The organism is Microvirga sp. P5_D2 (genome assembly GCF_054049475.1).
Map to the genome: position 1 here is coordinate 102,475 of NZ_JBFUMH010000003.1, position 16,513 is coordinate 118,987.

The following is a 16,513-nucleotide window of genomic DNA, read 5'->3' on the forward strand; positions in this document are numbered from 1 at the left end:
ACGGCCCAAGCCCCATGCGCCAAACATGGGACTTTAAAATGAGCCTGACCCGCCGTCTTCTCCTCGCCGCGTCGCTGGCCACCGGCCTCACCTCCTTCGCCACTGGGGCCTTTGCCCAGGTGAAGGAAATCAAGATCGATTTCGCCACCTACAATCCCGTGAGCCTCTTGCTCAAGGATAAGGGCTTCCTGGAAAAGGAACTCGCGAAGGATGGCATTTCCGTGCGCTGGGTGCAGTCGCTCGGCTCCAACAAGGCGCTCGAGTTCCTGAATGCCGGCTCGATCGATTTCGGCTCCACGGCCGGCGCCGCCGCCCTGATCGCCAAGATCAACGGCAACCCGATCAAGTCGATCTATGTCTATTCCCGCCCCGAATGGACCGCCCTCGTCACCCGCAAGGACACCGGCATCACTAAGGTCGAAGACCTGAAGGGCAAGCGCATCGCGGTGACCCGCGGCACCGATCCGCACATCTTCCTCGTGCGCGCCCTGCAGGATGCCAAGCTTACCGAGAAGGACGTGAAGCTCGTTCTGCTCCAGCACCCCGACGGACGCACCGCCCTCGAGCGCGGCGACGTGGATGCCTGGGCCGGCCTCGATCCGCTGATGGCGGCTGCCGAGGTGGACAGCGGCGCGCAGCTGTTCTTCCGCAATGCCGGCGCCAATACTTGGGGCGTGCTGAACGTCTCCGAGGCTTTCGCCAAGGACAATCCGGAACTCGTGAGCCGCGTGCTGAAGGCCTACGAAGAGGCACGCAAATATGCGCTTGCCAACCCGGCCGAGCTGAAGAAGACCCTCGTGACCTACACCAAGCTCGCCGAGCCGGTGATCGAGCGTCAGCTGGAGCGGACGGAATTGACCCATTCCTCCATCGGCCAGGCGCAGATCGACACCATTCTTGCCGCGGGCATCGCGCTTCAGCAGGCCGGTGTGATCCCTGCTGAGACGAACGTGAAAGCTGCCGTCGACTCGCTGATCGACCAGCGTTTCGCCACAGCGTCCCGCTAATGACTTCATCGCGGGAGAGCGCCGTGACGGGCCCAGCCACGAGTCAGATCTCGAGCCAGGCCTGGTCCTCCCAAACGGGTGCCGCCGCTCTCGCGGCCCCTAACTCAGCCGAGAAGCACCGCGCCTTTGACTGGCGCGTCCTTCTCGGCTTTTTATTGCCTATCGCCGTCGCCTTCCTCTGGGAGGCCACTGTCCATTTCGGCCTTGCCCAGGGCCGCCTCGTTCCGCCGCCGAGCCGCATCTTCGCGACGCTCTGGGCGCTCGCGGAAACGGGCGAATTGTGGACCCATGTGTGGACCACCCTGTGGCGCGTGCTCTCCGGTTTCATCATCGGCGCCGCCGCCGGCATCGTGTTCGGAGCGCTGTCGGGCTCAAGCCAGACCATGAGGCGTCTGCTCGATCCTACGCTTCAGGCCCTGCGCGCGATTCCCTCCATCGCCTGGGTGCCTTTGTTCATTCTCTGGCTCGGCATTTTCGAGGCATCGAAGATCGCGCTGATCGCGGTCGGCGTGTTCTTCCCGGTCTATCTCGGCATCGCGGGCGCGATCCTCTCGGTCGACCGCAAGCTCGTCGAAGTCGGCCACGTGTTTCGCCTGTCGCGCTTCAAGCTTGCCAAGCGCATCCTGCTGCCCGCCGTTCTGCCCGAAGCGGTGATCGCGCTGCGCTCGGGGCTGGGCCTCGGCTTCATGTTCGTGGTCGCGGCGGAATTCATGGGCGCGTCGGAAGGCCTCGGCTACCTGCTCGTCGACGGACAGCAGATGGGCAAACCCGACCAGATTCTCGCCGCCATCATCGCCTTCGCGCTCCTCGGCAAGCTCGCCGACAGCCTGCTCGTCCACGGCACGAAGCCGCTCGTGCGCTGGCAGGACACGGTGCGGGAGAGACTTTGATGCTTGCCCTCGAACATCTCTCCAAGACCTATGCCGACGGCACGCGCGCCCTCTCCGACATCAACCTCGTCGTCCGCGAGAGCGAGATCGTCGCGCTGATCGGCGGATCGGGTTGCGGCAAGACCACGCTTCTGCGCCTCATCGCCGGTCTCGACCGCGCGAGCGCGGGACAGATCAAGCTCGACAACGAAGTGCTCACAGGCCCGCACCCGGCAGTGGGCATCGTGTTCCAGGAGCCGCGCCTCCTGCCGTGGCTGTCGGTTGAAGACAACATCGGCTTCGGCATCGAGGACCTTCCCACTTCCGAGCGTAAAGACCGCGTGGCTCATGCCCTCGACAAGATCGGCCTGAGCGAACATGCCAAGCGTTGGCCGCGCGATCTGTCGGGTGGTCAGCAGCAGCGTGTGTCGATCGCCCGCGCCTTCGTGACGAACCCGAAAGTCCTGCTGCTCGACGAGCCGTTCTCGGCGCTCGATGCCTTTACCCGCGCCAGCCTGCACGATCATCTGCTTAGGCTCTGGGAGGAGACCCGCCCCACCGTCGTGCTCGTCACGCACGACGTGCAGGAGGCGGTGACGCTCGCCGACCGCGCCGTCGTCATGCAGCCGAAGCCCGGCCGCATCTTCGATGAGTTGCCACTTACCCTTTCGCGTCCGCGCGACAAGACCGGCCTTCCCTTCGAGACCTCGGTGCGCCGCATCTTGACGGCTCTCGATCATTCCCTCAAAGCACCCCAGCAGCAGCCTCAACGCGAACGCGACCGACAAGCCGCCGCGTTGTGGTGGTAACTCAAGCCAAGGACATCATCATGGACGTGACCGCACTCCGCGCCCTCCAGGCGCCGTTGAAGGATCAGTATCGCAACGATCCGGATTCCGCCGTGATCACCCTGAAGGCACAAGGCACGCTCGACGACCAGCACATCGCGTGCAAGGTCGAGACCGGCCGCGCGCTCGCAATCGCCGGTCTTCACCCCGCATCCGGCGGCTCCGGCGCGGAGCTGTGCTCCGGCGACATGCTGCTCGAAGCGCTTGTTGCCTGCGCTGGCGTGACGCTGAAAGCCGTGGCCACCGCCCTCGAAATCGATCTGAAACACGGCGCGGTAAAGGCCGAGGGCGATCTCGATTTCCGCGGCACGCTCGGCGTCGACAAGACCGCCCCCGTCGGCTTCCGAGACATCCGCCTGTCATTCGAAGTCGATACCGACGCGCCGCAGGAGAAGATCGACCAGCTGCTCAAGCTCACCGAGCGCTACTGCGTCGTGTTCCAGACGCTGAACAACAAGCCCGAATTGAGCGCGACGCTGACGCGCAAGTAAGCTTCTGCTGTCAATTCCCTGCCACCAGCGTGCGCGGCGCGCGGCTGATGGCGACAGCTGCGCCGTTACGCACTTCCTGCACGGTGAGCGCGCGGTCGTTGGTGCCGTCGGGATTGAAGCGGAATACACCGTCCGCGCCGGCAAAGCCCGCCGGATTGGTCAGCACGCCGTCCGCATAACCTTGAGGCCCCTGCATGCGCGCGAGTGCGGCGGCGAGCGTCACCGCGTCGTAGGACAAGGTAGCGAGGCGAATGGGATCGGTGTTGAAGCGCTCGCGATAGCGGGCGGCGAAATCCTCGAAACCGCGATTGTCGGGCGCCGCGAACCAGCCGCCCTGCAAGGCCGGTAGAGCAAACACGCGCGGCTCGTTCCAGAGCCCGGTTCCCATGGCCTTCACGCGATCTCCATTGAAGCCGATGGTCTGCAATGCCTGCGTGACGGCGGGCAGGCCGTCGCCGCCATCGGGCAGGAACAGCGCATCCGCCTGCGGAGCGGGACCGCCGATGACGCGCGCGAGCCGCTGCACGGCTCCCATGGGCTGGCCTGCGGGATAGCGCTCGACCGCGACGAGGCGAATGCCCTGGTGCGCCGCCACCTGCTGCAACCGCGCTTCCGCCACGCGGCCGTAAGTTGTGTCGGGGATCAAAGCCACCATGGAGCGGCGGCCCTGAGAGGCGGCGTAGGAAACGATGCGGTCGACCTCCGCCTGCACCAGGAAGCTCAGGAGATAGATGCCTGGCGTCGCGACGCTCGCATCCGTCGAGAAAGCAATAACCGGCTTGCCGCTTTGGCGCGCCACCTGCCCCGCCGCCTGCACGGAACCTGCAAAAAGCGGGCCGATGATGAGCTCAGCGCCCTCGGCCACAGCCTGACTCGCGGCGCTCTGCGCGCCCTCGGGCGTGCCGCGATCGTCCTTCACAAGCAGGGTGATATCGGTGTTCTGGAATTCGGCGAGCGCCATTTCGGCGGCGTTGCGCATGCTCTGCCCGGCCATGGCGCCCTGCCCCGATCCGCTGAGGGGCAGGATTAGAGCAACCTTCACAGGACCGTTGCCGATGGCCGTGCCACCACTCATCGGCCCTGCGGCTCCCGGCGGCGTGCTCTGCACCGAACCGGAGGGCATCGGCGCACCGACATCCGCCGTGTAGAGCGGCTGTGCCTGGGACGCGGCTGGTGCGCGGCTTACCTTGCGCGGCGATGTCGAGCGGCTCGAACCGACGCAGCCGGATAGAACGAGCGCTCCGGCGACGACAAGAGCCCAGGCGGCCCGGCTTTTCAGGCCCGCTGCGGCACGAAACGATGGCGCCATCTCCGTCCCCTTGGAACATCAGGCAGGATGGCGAAGAACTTGGCAGCAAAAAGTAAATATTGTTTCCAAGTTTCAAAAGCCTCAAAGGCCGGCTTTCGCGACGGCGGGGCTTTATGCGACAGTGCCGGGTAATGACGCAGAGAATCGACAACCGGACCCGGCGGCGAGACGCTTCCGAGAAAACCGCCACCTTCACCGCCTTCGGCCTCGCAGCCGAGGCCAAGCCGCTTTCGCCGGGCCTCTACGTGGTCGCGACGCCCATCGGCAACCTGCAGGACGTGTCGTTCCGCGCGCTGAGCGTGCTCGCCGCGTCCGATGCGGTGCTTGCCGAGGATACGCGGGTCACGAAAACCCTGCTCGCCCATTACGGCATCACCACGCCGCTCGTGGCCTATCACGAGCATTCCAACGACGCGGTGCGCGAACGCATGGTCCACCGCATCCGCGAGGGACAGGCGCTGGCGCTCGTCTCCGATGCGGGCACGCCGCTCGTGTCCGATCCAGGTTATAAGCTCGTGCAGGCGGCCATCGAGGAAGGGCTTCCGGTCACGCCCATTCCCGGTCCCTCCGCCATCCTGACCGCGCTTGTCGTATCGGGCCTGCCGACGGACCGCTTCTTCTTCGAAGGCTTCCTGCCCTCGAAAAGCGGCGCGCGGCGCACGCGCCTTGCCGAGATCGGCACGATCCCCGGCACGCTGATGCTCTTTGAGGGCCCGCACCGCCTGCCCGAAATGCTGGCCGATGCCGCCGATGTGTTGGGCGAACGGCAGGCCGTGGTGGCGCGCGAACTCACCAAGATGTTCGAAACCATCCGGCGCGGCACGTTGCCGGAACTGGCGGCGCAATTCGCCGAAGAAGGCCCGCCGAAAGGCGAGATCGTCGTGCTGATCGGCGAAGCGACGAAGGCCATGCATGTGGCGAAAACCGATGCAGCCCTCGACGGCAAGCTCGAAGCCGCGTTGAAGAACCATTCGATCAAGGACGCCGCAGCCCTCGTCGCATCCGAACTCGATATGCCGAAGCGCGAGGTCTATGCCCGYGCGCTCGCGCTCGCCAAGAAGGACACATGACCAGCGCGTTTGATCGCCGCCGCGCCACATTCCTGCGCGGCCACAGGGCCGAGACCATCGCGCTTCTGTATCTCATCATGAAGGGCTACCGGCCCGTTGCGCGCCGCTATTCCGCGGCAGGCGGCGAGATCGATCTGATCATGAGGCGCGGCAGCACCATCGCGTTCGTGGAGGTGAAGGCGCGCGGAACGATGGACGATGCGCTCATCGCCATCACCGCCACGAAACGCCAACGCTTTTCACGCGCGGTACGCAGCTGGTTGTCTCGCCATACATGGGCCGAGGGCATGACATGGCGCGCAGATGCGGTGTTCATCGCGCCGAGGAAATGGCCACGACATATTGCATCGGCGTTCGAATTGGAGATGCTTTGAGGCATCGCGCCTCGCGTCATAGACGGACTTGCCCGTCTATCTCTGCTGACGCCCCACTGCCCTCATCCTGAGGAGGTCAGGCAGTGACCGTCTCGAAGTAGGCTCCAGTGCTCTCTGGACGCTCCTTCGAGACGCCGCTTGCAGCGGCTCCTCGGGATGAGGACAGAGAGATGGAGATCGCTCTTAAATTCAGTGCCAACTGCATCATTCTCGAAGCATCCCTAAGCCGCCAGCTTGCGCTGATCCCTCACCGACAACCGGATGATGCGCGCGAGTTCCTGCACGATGTGATCGCCGCCGTTTTTCGGCAGGTAGAGATTGACCATGAAGGGCGGCAGCGGCGGCAGGCCGCTATCGGAGCCAAGCACTTCCAATCCGTTCGGCACGGTAGATGCCATCCACGCCATGACGGCAATGTCGGCGGCGATCGTCGCGACCTGCGCCGAGGTATTCGTGGCGTCGAACGCCGAGCGCCATTCGATGCCGGCCTTTTGCAGGGCCTCGCGGATCGGCGCGCGGAAGGCGCAATCCGAACAGCCGATGGAAACGGGCAATGGGCGCTGCCATGCCGCCTCCCCGCCCCGCGCGCCGACCCAGACGAGCCGGTCCATGACGAGGTTCTCGCCCTCGGCATCGCAGGCGAGTTCGGTCGCGAGAACCACATCTGCCTTGCCGGCCGTCAGCTTCGCCCGCAGCTCGGCCGTCGAGCCGCTGACGAGCGTGATCCGCACCCGAGGATAGCTGCGCGCGAAATCCTTCAGGAAGGTCGGCAGGTAGGTGGTGATGATGTCGCTCGGGATGCCAAGGCGCACCTCGCCCTCGAATTCCGGCGTGGTCATCTCGGTCCAGATCTCGTCGTTCATCGCCAGCATGCGCTTGGCGCGCCCGAACAGTCGCTCGCCCGCCTTGGTCAGGGCCACGCCCTTCCGGTCTCGGACGATGAGCTCTTCCCCCAGGTTCTCCTCCAGCCGCTTGATCTGCTGGCTGACGGCGGCCTGGGTGAGGTTGAGAATGCCCGTGGCGGCAGTCATACCGCCCGCATCCACTACGGCGACGAAGGCTCTCAGAAGGCTGACATCGAGATTGCGGGTCACAGGCACCTCAATAACAAATCGTTATGTTCAGTATTATGAACATTCGTTTCACTTATGCAAGGGGCAGACCCATACTCCTTCTCATCCAGTGAAGGAGATCGTCATGTCCAGCCTTTCCAGCGCCTTTGAATGGAGCACCGAGCAGACCAGCCGGAAGCCCAACGCCGTTCTTGGTCTCATCGGCGCTATCGTGCGGGAAATCCGCCTTCGCCGCGCCCTGCGCGATGTCGGCGCGCTCGATGATTCTGCTTTGCTCGATATGGGCATCAGCCGCGGCGGCATCGAAGATGCGGTTCGGCATGGCCGGAATTAGGATTTCTCCGGTGGCGCGAACACCGTCACGGCCCCGGGCCTGATTGAGAAATGGGCCGGGGTCTGGGTGACGATCTCGCCATCTGCATTGATCGGCCTCGGCTTGTGGGTGCGGATATCGAATTCCTTTGCCCGCACGGCACGGACCTCCCGCCAGGCCCCGTGCCGTCCGTGCCGGAAGGAGCGGGCCATGAATGCCAGCTTCCAGGCGCGGTTCAGTTCGAGGCTGTAGAGATCGAGGTGCTGATCGTCGATGGCTGCATCCTGCTCCACCGCATTGCCGCCGCCGTAAAAGCGCCCGTTGCCCACCGCGATCTGCAGGGTCCGCACGCGCACGTTCTCCGTTTCACTGCGGATCGTGGCGCGAAAAGGCCGGGCCTGGGACAGAACCTTCAACGCCACCATCGCATAGCCCAAACGGCCATAACGACGCTTGATATCCCGTGTGAGTTGCTGCGCCAACTCGGCGGAAAGACCGACGCTCGCCACGTTGAAGAACGGCTCTCCATTGACGATGCCGAGGTCGATTTCGCGCGTGAGGCCATCGGCGATGACCTGGGCAGCGCCGTCGAGATCGAAGGGAATGCCGAGCGTGCGCGCCAGATCGTTGGCCGTGCCCAACGGCAAGATGCCGAGAGGCAGGCCGGATTCGATGACGCCGAAGGCCGCCGCGTTCAGGGTGCCGTCGCCGCCGCCGACGATGGCGCAATCGGCATCCTTGGCGTGCTTCACGATCAGTGGGGACAGATCCTCCCGGCGCTTGCAATCCAGGTGGATCGTCTCGATTCCATGGGCCTCAAGGCGTTCCATGGCCATCTCGCGCTGGGTGGCGCCGCTGCGGCTCTTGGCATTGACGATGAGGAGGGCGCGACGTGACATGGCCTATCACATGGAAAAGCTTGAGCGGAAGTACAAGGGGGGCGGGACGCGGCAAGCGCGGCCATGTGATAACCTTGAGCCCGCCATTTCGTTCACTCGGATCACAAGAAGAGTTGCCATCCTGAATTTTCAGGCCAATAACCCTGCTTCCCACGGAGACCGATCCATGACCCTCACCGTTGCGATCCAGATGGATCACATCCGCAGCCTCAAGATTGCGGGCGATACCGGTTTTGCGCTGCTGCTCGAAGCCCAGCGGCGAGGGCATAACATTCTGCACTATACCCCGGACCGCCTGAGCCTGCGCGACGGAGTGGTGACGGCGATGGCCGAGACCATCGAGGCGCGCGACGTGGAAGGGGACCATTATACGCTTGGCACGCCGCAGCGGGTCGATCTCTCAGACGTCGACGTGGTGCTCATGCGCCAGGACCCGCCCTTCGATCTGGCCTACATCACCGCCACGCATTTCCTGGAGCGCATTCACCCGAAGACGCTTGTCGTCAACGATCCGATGCATGTGCGCAATGCGCCGGAAAAGATCTTCGTCACGCAATTCCCGCATCTCATGCCGCCGACGCTGATTTCGCGCGACAAGGAGGAGATCGAGGAGTTCCGCCGCGAGCACGGGGACGTGGTGATGAAGCCGCTTTACGGCCATGGCGGCGCGAGTGTGTTCAAGGTTGGCCGCGAGGATCCGAATTTCGGCTCGCTATTCGACCTGTTCTCCAACCTGTTCCGCGAGGCCTGGGTGATCCAGCGCTTCCTGCCGAAGATCACGGAAGGCGACAAGCGCATCATCCTCATCGACGGCGAAGCGGCAGGCGCGGTCAACCGCGTTCCGGCCGCCAACGATATCCGCTCCAACATGGTGCGCGGCGGGGCTGCCAAACCCACGGATCTGTCGCCGCGCGAGCGCGAAATCTGCGAGACCATCGGCCCCGATCTCAAGCGCATGGGCCTCATTCTCGTCGGCATCGACGTGATCGACGGCAACCTCACGGAAATCAACGTCACCGCGCCGACAGGCATCCGCGCCATCAAGCGCCTCGGCGGGCCGGACCTCGCGGTGGATGTGTGGGATGTGATCGAGTCGAAGATTCGTCGCTGAAGGCGACGGATCTCGTCTTTAAACCGGTCGGCGTGCCAAGGCGAGCACCGCTCCAAGCCCGCACATGACGAAGCCGGAAGTTTCGCGGATGCGCCGGATGATTTTCGGCCTGCGCGCAAATCCGTCGCGGGCGCGTGCCGCCATGAAGGCAACAACCACATCGACGAGGGTATTCAACGTCACTGACACGAGGCCCAGCACGGCGAACTGAAGCGCGACATTGCCCTGAGCGGGGCTAACGAATTGCGGAATGAAGGCAAGGAAGAAGGCTGCCGTCTTGGGATTCAGGGCCTCGACCAGGATGCCCTCGCGAAAAGCCTTCCACGCCCCGGTGGTCGTCACGTTTGATGGCGCATCCACCTTCGCTTCCCGAATGGTCTTGTAGCCGAGCCACACCAGATAGACGGCGCCCGCGAGCTTCAGAAGCGTGAAAGCCTCGGCGCTCGCCATGACGAGAGCGGAGACGCCGAGCGCGCCGGCAACGATATGGACACAGCCGCCGAGACCGGTGCCGAAGCTTGAGGCGACGCCCTCGGCATAGCCACCGGCCAAGGTGCGGGCCGCGACGTAGAAAATACCCGGCCCCGGCGTGATCGCAATGAGCAGGGCGGCGGCCAAGAACAACAAGAAGCTACTGAGTTCGAACATCAACGATAACCTCTAAAAGTGCCCTTCAAGCTTGCATGCACGGCTTGTCATGTCGAGACGAGGCCAAGACCTTACGCGGCCAGTTCCGCGATCACCGCATTGAGCACAGGCGAACCCTTCGGCGTCACGGCGATGCGCGTGCCGTCGATACGGATGAGGCCCTCTTCCTTCAGAATGCGCACGCGCCGCTCGTTCAGAGATTTTCCCGTAAACGCCTCGAAGCGGCGCGCATCGATGCCTTCTTTCAGGCGAAGGCCCATGAGCAGAAACTCATCGCCTTCAGCCTCCGAGGTCAGCACCTCCTCGTCGATGACACCGTGGCCCTCGCGCTCGACAAGCTCCAGCCATGTTTCGGGGTGCTTTTCCGTTGCGGTGGCAAGGCGCGCGTTGCCGGTGACGAGGCGTCCATGCGCGCCGGGGCCGATGCCGGCATATTCGCCGTAGCGCCAATAAAGCAGGTTGTGCTGTGATTCCGCACCCGGCCGCGCGTGGTTCGAGATCTCATAGGACGGGAGCCCGTGCTTCGCGCAGGTCTCCTGCGTGATGTCATAGAGCGCGCGGCCCGTCTCCTCGTCCGGCACTTTGATCTTGCCGGCATCGTAGAGCCGCTGGAACCAAGTGCCCGGCTCGATGGTGAGCTGGTAGAGCGAGAGATGCTCAACCGCATGGCCGATGGCCCGCTCCAGCTCCGAGCCCCATTCCTGCGGCGTCTGATCGGGACGGGCATAAATGAGGTCGAAGGAATAGCGCTCGAAAATGGAAGCCGCGATCTTCACCGCCGCCAGCGCCTCATCGACGGAATGCATGCGCCCCAAGCGCTTCAGGTCGGCATCGTTGAGCGCCTGGACGCCGAGCGATACGCGGTTGATCCCGGCCCCGCGATAGCCGCGAAAACGTTCCGCCTCGACGCTGGTGGGATTGGCTTCCAGTGTGACTTCTGCCTTCGGATCCATGCTCCAAGCGCCGCCGATGGCGTCGAGAATCGCGCCGACCGTTTCCGGCTTCATGAGCGAGGGCGTGCCGCCGCCGAAGAAGATGCTGGTGACGGTCCGCCCCGGAATGCGCGCCGCCGTATGGGCGATTTCCCGCTTGAAGGCAGCCAGAAACCGCTCCTGATCCACCGGCTGGTGGCGGACATGGCTGTTGAAGTCGCAATAGGGGCACTTGGAAGCGCAAAAAGGCCAATGGACATAAACGCCAAAGCCCACATCACGCGTCGGATGATCGATCATGCGGGGTATATGGCAGGTCTTCCGCCGGACGTCACGGGTGCCTTTGTCGCGTGAAGCGCAGAGGTGTCATTCCCGGAAGGACTCGCCAGCGAAGGGGAAGGGAATCCATAGTGGTGCGCTTGATCGTGGATCCCCTTCCCGGCCCTGCTGGCCAGGGATGACACCGGAGGTGCAAAAGATTTCTGAACCTCTTCTCCAGGCAGTTGTTCACCCTGGAGAGCCCTTAAGCCCTAGCTTAGTCGGCCCCGGCGGCTTAAGGTCGAGGGCAGATACGAAGGATCCATCATGCGGCATTGGCGCGGCCCGTTCGACCGGCAGGGCTATCACCACGGCAATCTGAAGGAGGCGCTGATCGAGGCGGCGCAGCGCTTCATTGCCGAGCGGGGCCTTGGCGGGTTCACGCTGGCCGATGCGGCAAAGCTCGTGGGCGTAACGCCGGCGGCACTCTACCGCCATTTCCGGGGCCGTGACGCCCTGGTGGCCGAGGTAGCCTTCCGGGGCTACGACGAACTGGCGAAGAGGCTGGGCCGCGCTCTCCAGAGCGAGGGAACGCCGCTGGAGCGCTTCACCCGCATGGGCGAGGCTTATCTGGCCTTCGCGGAGCAGGAGCCCGGTTTCTATGCCGCCATGTTCTCGGCCAGACCCACGGAAGGCGAGGCCTGTGGCCCGTTCTGGGGCAAGGCTCAAGGTAAGGACGGCGAGAAAACGCCGGGCGCCGCCTTCGATTATCTCGTGAAGGCACTCGCTGAAACTTTCCCTGAAGGGTTTGAGAACGTCGATGGCCGTTTCATCGCCATCGAGGTCTGGGCACTCTCCCACGGCATTGCCACGCTGGATGCCGCCGGCCAGTTGCCGAAGGGCCATGGCCTGCCGGACAAGTACGAGCTCCTGCGTGCCGGCGTGCTTGCCCTCGTCCACGGCGCACTCAAGGGCCGGTCAGGGCAAACCGCCCGCTAGGTGCGGCAGTACACAGCCCGAAAACCCGTAGCCCGCTCCCGAAAAATAAACGGCGCTGTTCTCTTGAAACCGCCCAAGTCACCGCGCATGTTAATGTTGTTAGCATTAACATAGGACCTGCAAATGTCAGATTCTGCCTCCACCGCCTGGAATTCAGGCCCTCAACCGGGGCCCTGGAATGCCGGCGCCCATCGCCGCTGCGGGCGTCCGCCCCGGCGTGCGTTGGAGATCGTCGGAATTATCTTGGGCTTCATTTGGTTCTGGCCGCTCGCGCTGGCCTACGTGGTATGGAAAATGTGCGGATATCCCAAAAAAGACGAGGCGAAAGCCTTCTTCCGTGACACCTTCAACCGTGTCTCCGACGATATCTTCTCATCGCGTCGGTCGGCCGGTGGTTTCGGTTATGCCAGCACCGGCAATGCGGCCTTCGACGATTACCGCCGCAGCGAAATCGAGCGTCTTGAGGAAGAGCGCCGCAAGCTCGACCAAGAGGCCCGCGACTTCCGTGAATTCGTAGACGAGCTGAAGCGCGCCAAGGACCGTGAGGAATTCGATGCCTACATGGCCAAGCGCCGGGGCAACGGCCCGACGGCTGCGTAACGTCTAAGCTACGGGAAGCGCCCTCCGGGGCGCTTCTTCGTTTGTAGTTCAAACTTCTTTGATCATGGCCGGGCTCGTTCCGGCCATTGTCATTTCCAAATCACAAACCTCATGATGAGGGCGATGGGTTGGAAATGCAGTGGGCGTGGATGGCCGCAACAAGTGCGGCCATGACGGCAAGAGCTCTCAAACTCGCTTCAAGCACCCAGCCGCCAGCTTCACGAAAGCGCGCGCGCGGTGCGAGAGGCCTTCCGGTTCCGGCTTCGACCAGTCGACGCCGTGCTTCTCGTCCGAGGACAGTTCGCCGAAGGTTTCGGAAAAACCATCGGGCTTGAACATGGGATCGTAGCCGAAGCCCTTTTCTCCGCGCGGCGGCCAGACCACCTCGCCGAAGACGCGGCCTTCGAACAATTCCTCATGGCCATCGGGCCAGGCGATTACGAGAGCGGAGACGAAATGGGCCCGCTTGTCTGTGGCCTCGCGCTTTTCCATCTCGCGATGGACCCGCTCCATGGCCGCATAAAAATCCCTGTTCGGGCCGGACCAATCCGCCGTGAACAATCCGGGCGCGCCATCGAGCGCGTCAACGCAGAGGCCGGAATCGTCCGAGAATGCGGGCAATCCCGTGGCCTTCGCCGCAGCATGAGCCTTGATGGCCGCGTTTTCCGCGAACATGTGGCCGGTCTCGTCGGGAACCGGCAGGCCGAGATCGCCCGCTGAGACAGCCTCGATGCCGAAAGGCGCGAGCAGCTCGCGCATTTCACGCAGCTTGCCCGCGTTGTGGGTCGCGATGACGACCTTGCCGGTGAGAGGACGGCGCTGGCTCATGCCACGGCCTTTTTCTGCAGATCGACGAGCTGGGCCACGCCGGCCTTGGCGAGCTTCAGCAGGCTCAGGAATTCCTCTTCGGAGAAGGGCTTGCCTTCCGCCGTGCCCTGCACCTCGACGATGCCGCCGGAGCCGGTGATGACGAAGTTGGCGTCGGTCTCGGCGGCGGAATCCTCCGCGTAGTCGAGGTCGAGCACCGGCTGGCCCTGATAGATGCCGCAGGAGATGGCGGCCACGGGCTCACGCAGCGGGTTGATGGAGATGATCGAGCGACCCTGCATCCAGGTGAAGCATTCGTGCAAGGCCACCCAGGCGCCGGTGATGGAGGCGGTGCGGGTGCCGCCATCGGCCTGAATCACGTCGCAATCGAGCACGATCTGCCGCTCGCCGATGGCGGGCAGGTTCACGACGGCGCGTAAGCTACGGCCAATGAGGCGCTGGATTTCCTGCGTGCGGCCCGAAGGCTTGCCGGAATTGACCTCGCGCCGGGTGCGTTCGTGCGTGGCGCGGGGCAGCATGGAATATTCCGCCGTCACCCAGCCCTTGCCCGTGCCGCGCAGCCACGGTGGGCCTTTTTCCTCGAGCGAGGCCGTGCACAGCACCTTCGTATTGCCGAAGGAGACCAGGCAGGAGCCCTCCGCATAGCGCGCGACGCTTCGCTCCAGGGTGACGGGGCGCAGTTCGTCTGGGGCGCGGTTGGAAGGACGCATGGCCGGATTCTCCTTGAAACGATGACAGGTAAGCCTCTTAGAGGCGCTTAAGCGCTTTAGGCAAGCGGCAGCCTTGCCGAAAGCAGGCATGGTCCGCACATAATGCTGACTTGCATGGTGGAATTGTGAGAGCGTAGAAACCATTCGATGCACCCAACCAGCCCCTTCTCGAACCTGTCCGATCCCCGCGCCATCGCGGAGCTGAACGACCGTTCCCGCGAAATTTTCCGCCAGATCGTCGAGAGCTATCTCATGACAGGCGAGCCCGTGGGCTCGCGCCATCTCTCACGCCTTCTCCCCATGGCGCTCTCCCCCGCCTCGATCCGCAACGTCATGGCGGATCTTGAGGCGGCGGGCCTGATCTTCTCGCCCCATACCAGCGCGGGCCGTCTGCCCACGGAATCGGGCCTGCGGTTCTTCGTCGATGYGATGATGGAGATCGGCGACGTCACCACCGAGGAGCGGACCCGGATCGAAGCGCAGATGAAGGCTGTTGCCTCCGGCCATACGCTCGAAACGGCTCTCGCGGAGGCCTCCACGCTCCTCTCCGGAGTGTCCCGAGGCGCGGGCGTGGTGGTGACCTCGAAATCCAATACGCAGCTCAAGCATATCGAGTTCGTGCGGCTCGACCCCACCCGCGCGCTGGTGGTGCTCGTTTCAGAGGACGGATCGGTCGAAAACCGCCTGCTCGATCTTCCCGCTGGCCTACCCGCCGGCGCGCTGGTGGAAGCGGGAAACTTCCTCAACGCCCGTATTCAGGGCAAGACGATCGGCGACATCAAGCGCGAGATCGAGACCCGGCGCGGCGACATGGAGCGCGAGCTCGACGCGCTGACCGCCAAGCTAGTGGAAGCGGGCCTTGCCACGACCGTGGGTCCTGTGGGCGCGCGCCAGCTCATTGTGCGCGGCCAGGCCAATCTTCTCGATGACCTGAAGGCTGTTGAAGACCTGGACCGCATCCGCCTGCTCTTCTCCGATCTCGAAACGCAGACGGATGTGATCGACCTGCTCAGCCGCGCGGAAGGCGGTGAAGGCGTGCGCATCTTCATCGGTTCGGAGAACAAGCTGTTCTCGATGTCCGGCTCCTCGATGATCGCAGCGCCCTTCCGCGACGGCAGCCAGAAGATCGTAGGTGTTCTCGGCGTCATCGGGCCGACGCGGCTCAACTATGCGCGCATCGTGCCGATGGTGGATTACACGGCCAAGGTGATCTCGCGCATTCTCGAACAGGGACGATAAGCCGCTGTCGCTTCCGCTAGGGATTCCGACACAGTCTCAACACGTTGCCGTGAGATAAAGGAACCTGTGTAGCCACCCGCGTTAAACCTCTTGTCCATGATTGGACAATGTTCCTGTCTATCGAGGAGGCTCCAGTGAAAACGCTTACTATTCTCGCCGGGACCGGTTTCATCATCCTTGGCGCGCTCGGTTCGGCCCAGGCGCAGCTCAGCGGGACGCCGAATTCCCCATTCCCATATGCCGCTCCTAATGAAGTGCAGATCATCAACGGAATGCCCTGCCGCACCGTGCTCGATCGCGGCAGCAATCAGCGCATTCCGATTCAATGCGCAGGCCCGAGCGGTGTTGTCGGCTTGGCTCCAGACATGGCGCCCGGCATGGAACCCATGACCACCGGCAGCATCCTTCCAGCCCCTGTTCCGGGCGGAGCCGTGTCCGGCACTCCGGGTTCGCTCTTCCCGTATGCAGCGCCGCATGAGATCAGCTACATCAACGGCATGGTCTGCCGCACTGTTCTGATCCCTGGCACGAGCTCACGCGTTCCTGTGGAATGCGCCCGCTAGTCTAATCACCACGACAAGCGCGGATGTGAGTCCGCGTTTCTCGTATTGAGCCGATGATTATCTAACTCCCCCGCTCTTCAAGTACCGCCTGAAGAGCGGTGAAATCATGCAGGCCGATTGCGGGCGAATCGCCACGCGATTAAATCCTTGTCGCATGCGTCAAGGTCATGGCTTTGAAAGCGAATCGTCATTGCATTGCAGCTGGAGCCTGTTATGCAGGTTTGCATGCTCCAGACGATGGTTCTTGTCCTATTTTCGCAGATGACGCCGCCGTAGCGCTTGCGTCACGGCGCAGCCATGCGCGCTGAAGCTTCCCCATTTCTATTCTACCGCAAGGCACCTTGCTCCGCAGGAAGCGCGCCATCGCGGTCG

19 protein-coding genes are annotated in these 16,513 nt (G+C 63.6%); 12 read left to right on the plus strand and 7 right to left on the minus strand.

Annotation, left to right across the window (positions count from 1 at the left end; genetic code table 11):
• Positions 1 to 38 precede the first annotated feature (38 nt).
• From ACXJKO_RS02225 to ACXJKO_RS02240, 4 genes are read left to right on the plus strand one after another with little or no spacing between them, the layout of a single operon-like run.
• Positions 39 to 1,007 carry an aliphatic sulfonate ABC transporter substrate-binding protein gene (locus tag ACXJKO_RS02225; RefSeq protein WP_457089444.1) on the plus strand — a complete coding sequence of 323 codons (969 nt, stop codon included), beginning with the start codon at positions 39 to 41 and terminating at the stop codon, positions 1,005 to 1,007.
• Positions 1,007 to 1,897 (plus strand): ABC transporter permease, encoded by an 891-nt coding sequence (locus ACXJKO_RS02230; RefSeq protein ID WP_457089445.1) that lies wholly within the window; start codon positions 1,007 to 1,009, stop codon positions 1,895 to 1,897. The genes ACXJKO_RS02225 and ACXJKO_RS02230 overlap by 1 nt, the downstream gene beginning before the upstream one ends.
• Positions 1,897 to 2,685 (plus strand): ABC transporter ATP-binding protein, encoded by a 789-nt coding sequence (locus ACXJKO_RS02235; RefSeq protein WP_457089446.1) that lies wholly within the window; start codon positions 1,897 to 1,899, stop codon positions 2,683 to 2,685. Before ACXJKO_RS02230 ends, ACXJKO_RS02235 begins: the two co-directional genes overlap by 1 nt.
• A gap of 20 nt (positions 2,686 to 2,705) precedes the next feature.
• Complete coding sequence (locus ACXJKO_RS02240) at positions 2,706 to 3,215, plus strand: OsmC family protein (RefSeq protein ID WP_457089447.1); 510 nt, start codon at positions 2,706 to 2,708, stop codon at positions 3,213 to 3,215.
• A gap of 10 nt (positions 3,216 to 3,225) precedes the next feature.
• Here the strand turns inward: ACXJKO_RS02240 and ACXJKO_RS02245 are convergent, their stop codons facing one another.
• Positions 3,226 to 4,524 (minus strand): penicillin-binding protein activator, encoded by a 1,299-nt coding sequence (locus ACXJKO_RS02245; protein WP_457089448.1) that lies wholly within the window; start codon positions 4,522 to 4,524, stop codon positions 3,226 to 3,228.
• Positions 4,525 to 4,655: 131 nt separating this feature from the next.
• Here ACXJKO_RS02245 and rsmI point away from each other — a divergent pair, with 131 nt between their 5' ends.
• Entirely contained in the window at positions 4,656 to 5,594 is a 939-nt protein-coding gene (gene rsmI, locus ACXJKO_RS02250) for a 16S rRNA (cytidine(1402)-2'-O)-methyltransferase (RefSeq protein WP_457089449.1), read from the plus strand.
• The gene (locus tag ACXJKO_RS02255; protein WP_457089450.1) at positions 5,591 to 5,968 is read left to right on the plus strand and encodes a YraN family protein; all 378 of its coding nucleotides are present in this window, start codon (positions 5,591 to 5,593) and stop codon (positions 5,966 to 5,968) included. The genes rsmI and ACXJKO_RS02255 overlap by 4 nt, the downstream gene beginning before the upstream one ends.
• A gap of 221 nt (positions 5,969 to 6,189) precedes the next feature.
• Here the strand turns inward: ACXJKO_RS02255 and ACXJKO_RS02260 are convergent, their stop codons facing one another.
• Positions 6,190 to 7,062 carry a LysR family transcriptional regulator gene (locus tag ACXJKO_RS02260; protein ID WP_457089451.1) on the minus strand — a complete coding sequence of 291 codons (873 nt, stop codon included), beginning with the start codon at positions 7,060 to 7,062 and terminating at the stop codon, positions 6,190 to 6,192.
• Positions 7,063 to 7,165: 103 nt separating this feature from the next.
• On the opposite strand from ACXJKO_RS02260, the gene ACXJKO_RS02265 reads away from it, so the two are divergent.
• Positions 7,166 to 7,375: a DUF1127 domain-containing protein gene (locus tag ACXJKO_RS02265; protein ID WP_457089452.1), complete on the plus strand. Its 210-nt coding sequence runs from the start codon at positions 7,166 to 7,168 to the stop codon at positions 7,373 to 7,375.
• Here the strand turns inward: ACXJKO_RS02265 and ACXJKO_RS02270 are convergent.
• A complete protein-coding gene (locus tag ACXJKO_RS02270; RefSeq protein WP_457089453.1) occupies positions 7,372 to 8,253 on the minus strand; it encodes a lipid kinase in 882 nt (293 codons plus the stop codon). The genes ACXJKO_RS02265 and ACXJKO_RS02270 overlap by 4 nt on opposite strands.
• Before the next feature lie 166 nt (positions 8,254 to 8,419).
• Here ACXJKO_RS02270 and gshB point away from each other — a divergent pair, with 166 nt between their 5' ends.
• On the plus strand, positions 8,420 to 9,364 hold the full coding sequence (gene gshB / locus ACXJKO_RS02275; RefSeq protein WP_457089454.1) for a glutathione synthase: 945 nt from the start codon (positions 8,420 to 8,422) through the stop codon (positions 9,362 to 9,364).
• 18 nt (positions 9,365 to 9,382) lie between these two features.
• Here the strand turns inward: gshB and ACXJKO_RS02280 are convergent, their stop codons facing one another.
• A complete protein-coding gene (locus ACXJKO_RS02280; protein WP_457089455.1) occupies positions 9,383 to 10,012 on the minus strand; it encodes a LysE family translocator in 630 nt (209 codons plus the stop codon).
• 71 nt (positions 10,013 to 10,083) lie between these two features.
• Entirely contained in the window at positions 10,084 to 11,244 is a 1,161-nt protein-coding gene (hemW, locus tag ACXJKO_RS02285) for a radical SAM family heme chaperone HemW (RefSeq protein ID WP_457089456.1), read from the minus strand.
• Between the two features lie 285 nt (positions 11,245 to 11,529).
• Here hemW and ACXJKO_RS02290 point away from each other — a divergent pair, with 285 nt between their 5' ends.
• Together ACXJKO_RS02290 and ACXJKO_RS02295 are read left to right on the plus strand one after the other, a co-directional pair.
• Positions 11,530 to 12,201, plus strand: a complete 672-nt coding sequence (locus ACXJKO_RS02290) for a TetR/AcrR family transcriptional regulator (RefSeq protein WP_457089457.1) — start codon at positions 11,530 to 11,532, stop codon at positions 12,199 to 12,201.
• Between the two features lie 123 nt (positions 12,202 to 12,324).
• Positions 12,325 to 12,801: a DUF2852 domain-containing protein gene (locus ACXJKO_RS02295; protein WP_457089458.1), complete on the plus strand. Its 477-nt coding sequence runs from the start codon at positions 12,325 to 12,327 to the stop codon at positions 12,799 to 12,801.
• Positions 12,802 to 12,987: 186 nt separating this feature from the next.
• Here the strand turns inward: ACXJKO_RS02295 and rdgB are convergent, their stop codons facing one another.
• On the minus strand, positions 12,988 to 13,629 hold the full coding sequence (gene rdgB / locus ACXJKO_RS02300; protein WP_457089459.1) for an RdgB/HAM1 family non-canonical purine NTP pyrophosphatase: 642 nt from the start codon (positions 13,627 to 13,629) through the stop codon (positions 12,988 to 12,990).
• On the minus strand, positions 13,626 to 14,339 hold the full coding sequence (gene rph / locus ACXJKO_RS02305; RefSeq protein WP_457089460.1) for a ribonuclease PH: 714 nt from the start codon (positions 14,337 to 14,339) through the stop codon (positions 13,626 to 13,628). Before rph ends, rdgB begins: the two co-directional genes overlap by 4 nt.
• 147 nt (positions 14,340 to 14,486) lie before the next feature.
• On the opposite strand from rph, the gene hrcA reads away from it, so the two are divergent.
• On the plus strand, positions 14,487 to 15,578 hold the full coding sequence (gene hrcA / locus ACXJKO_RS02310; RefSeq protein WP_457089461.1) for a heat-inducible transcriptional repressor HrcA: 1,092 nt from the start codon (positions 14,487 to 14,489) through the stop codon (positions 15,576 to 15,578).
• A gap of 134 nt (positions 15,579 to 15,712) precedes the next feature.
• Positions 15,713 to 16,141 (plus strand): hypothetical protein, encoded by a 429-nt coding sequence (locus ACXJKO_RS02315; protein WP_457089462.1) that lies wholly within the window; start codon positions 15,713 to 15,715, stop codon positions 16,139 to 16,141.
• The last annotated feature ends 372 nt before the right edge of the window (positions 16,142 to 16,513 follow it).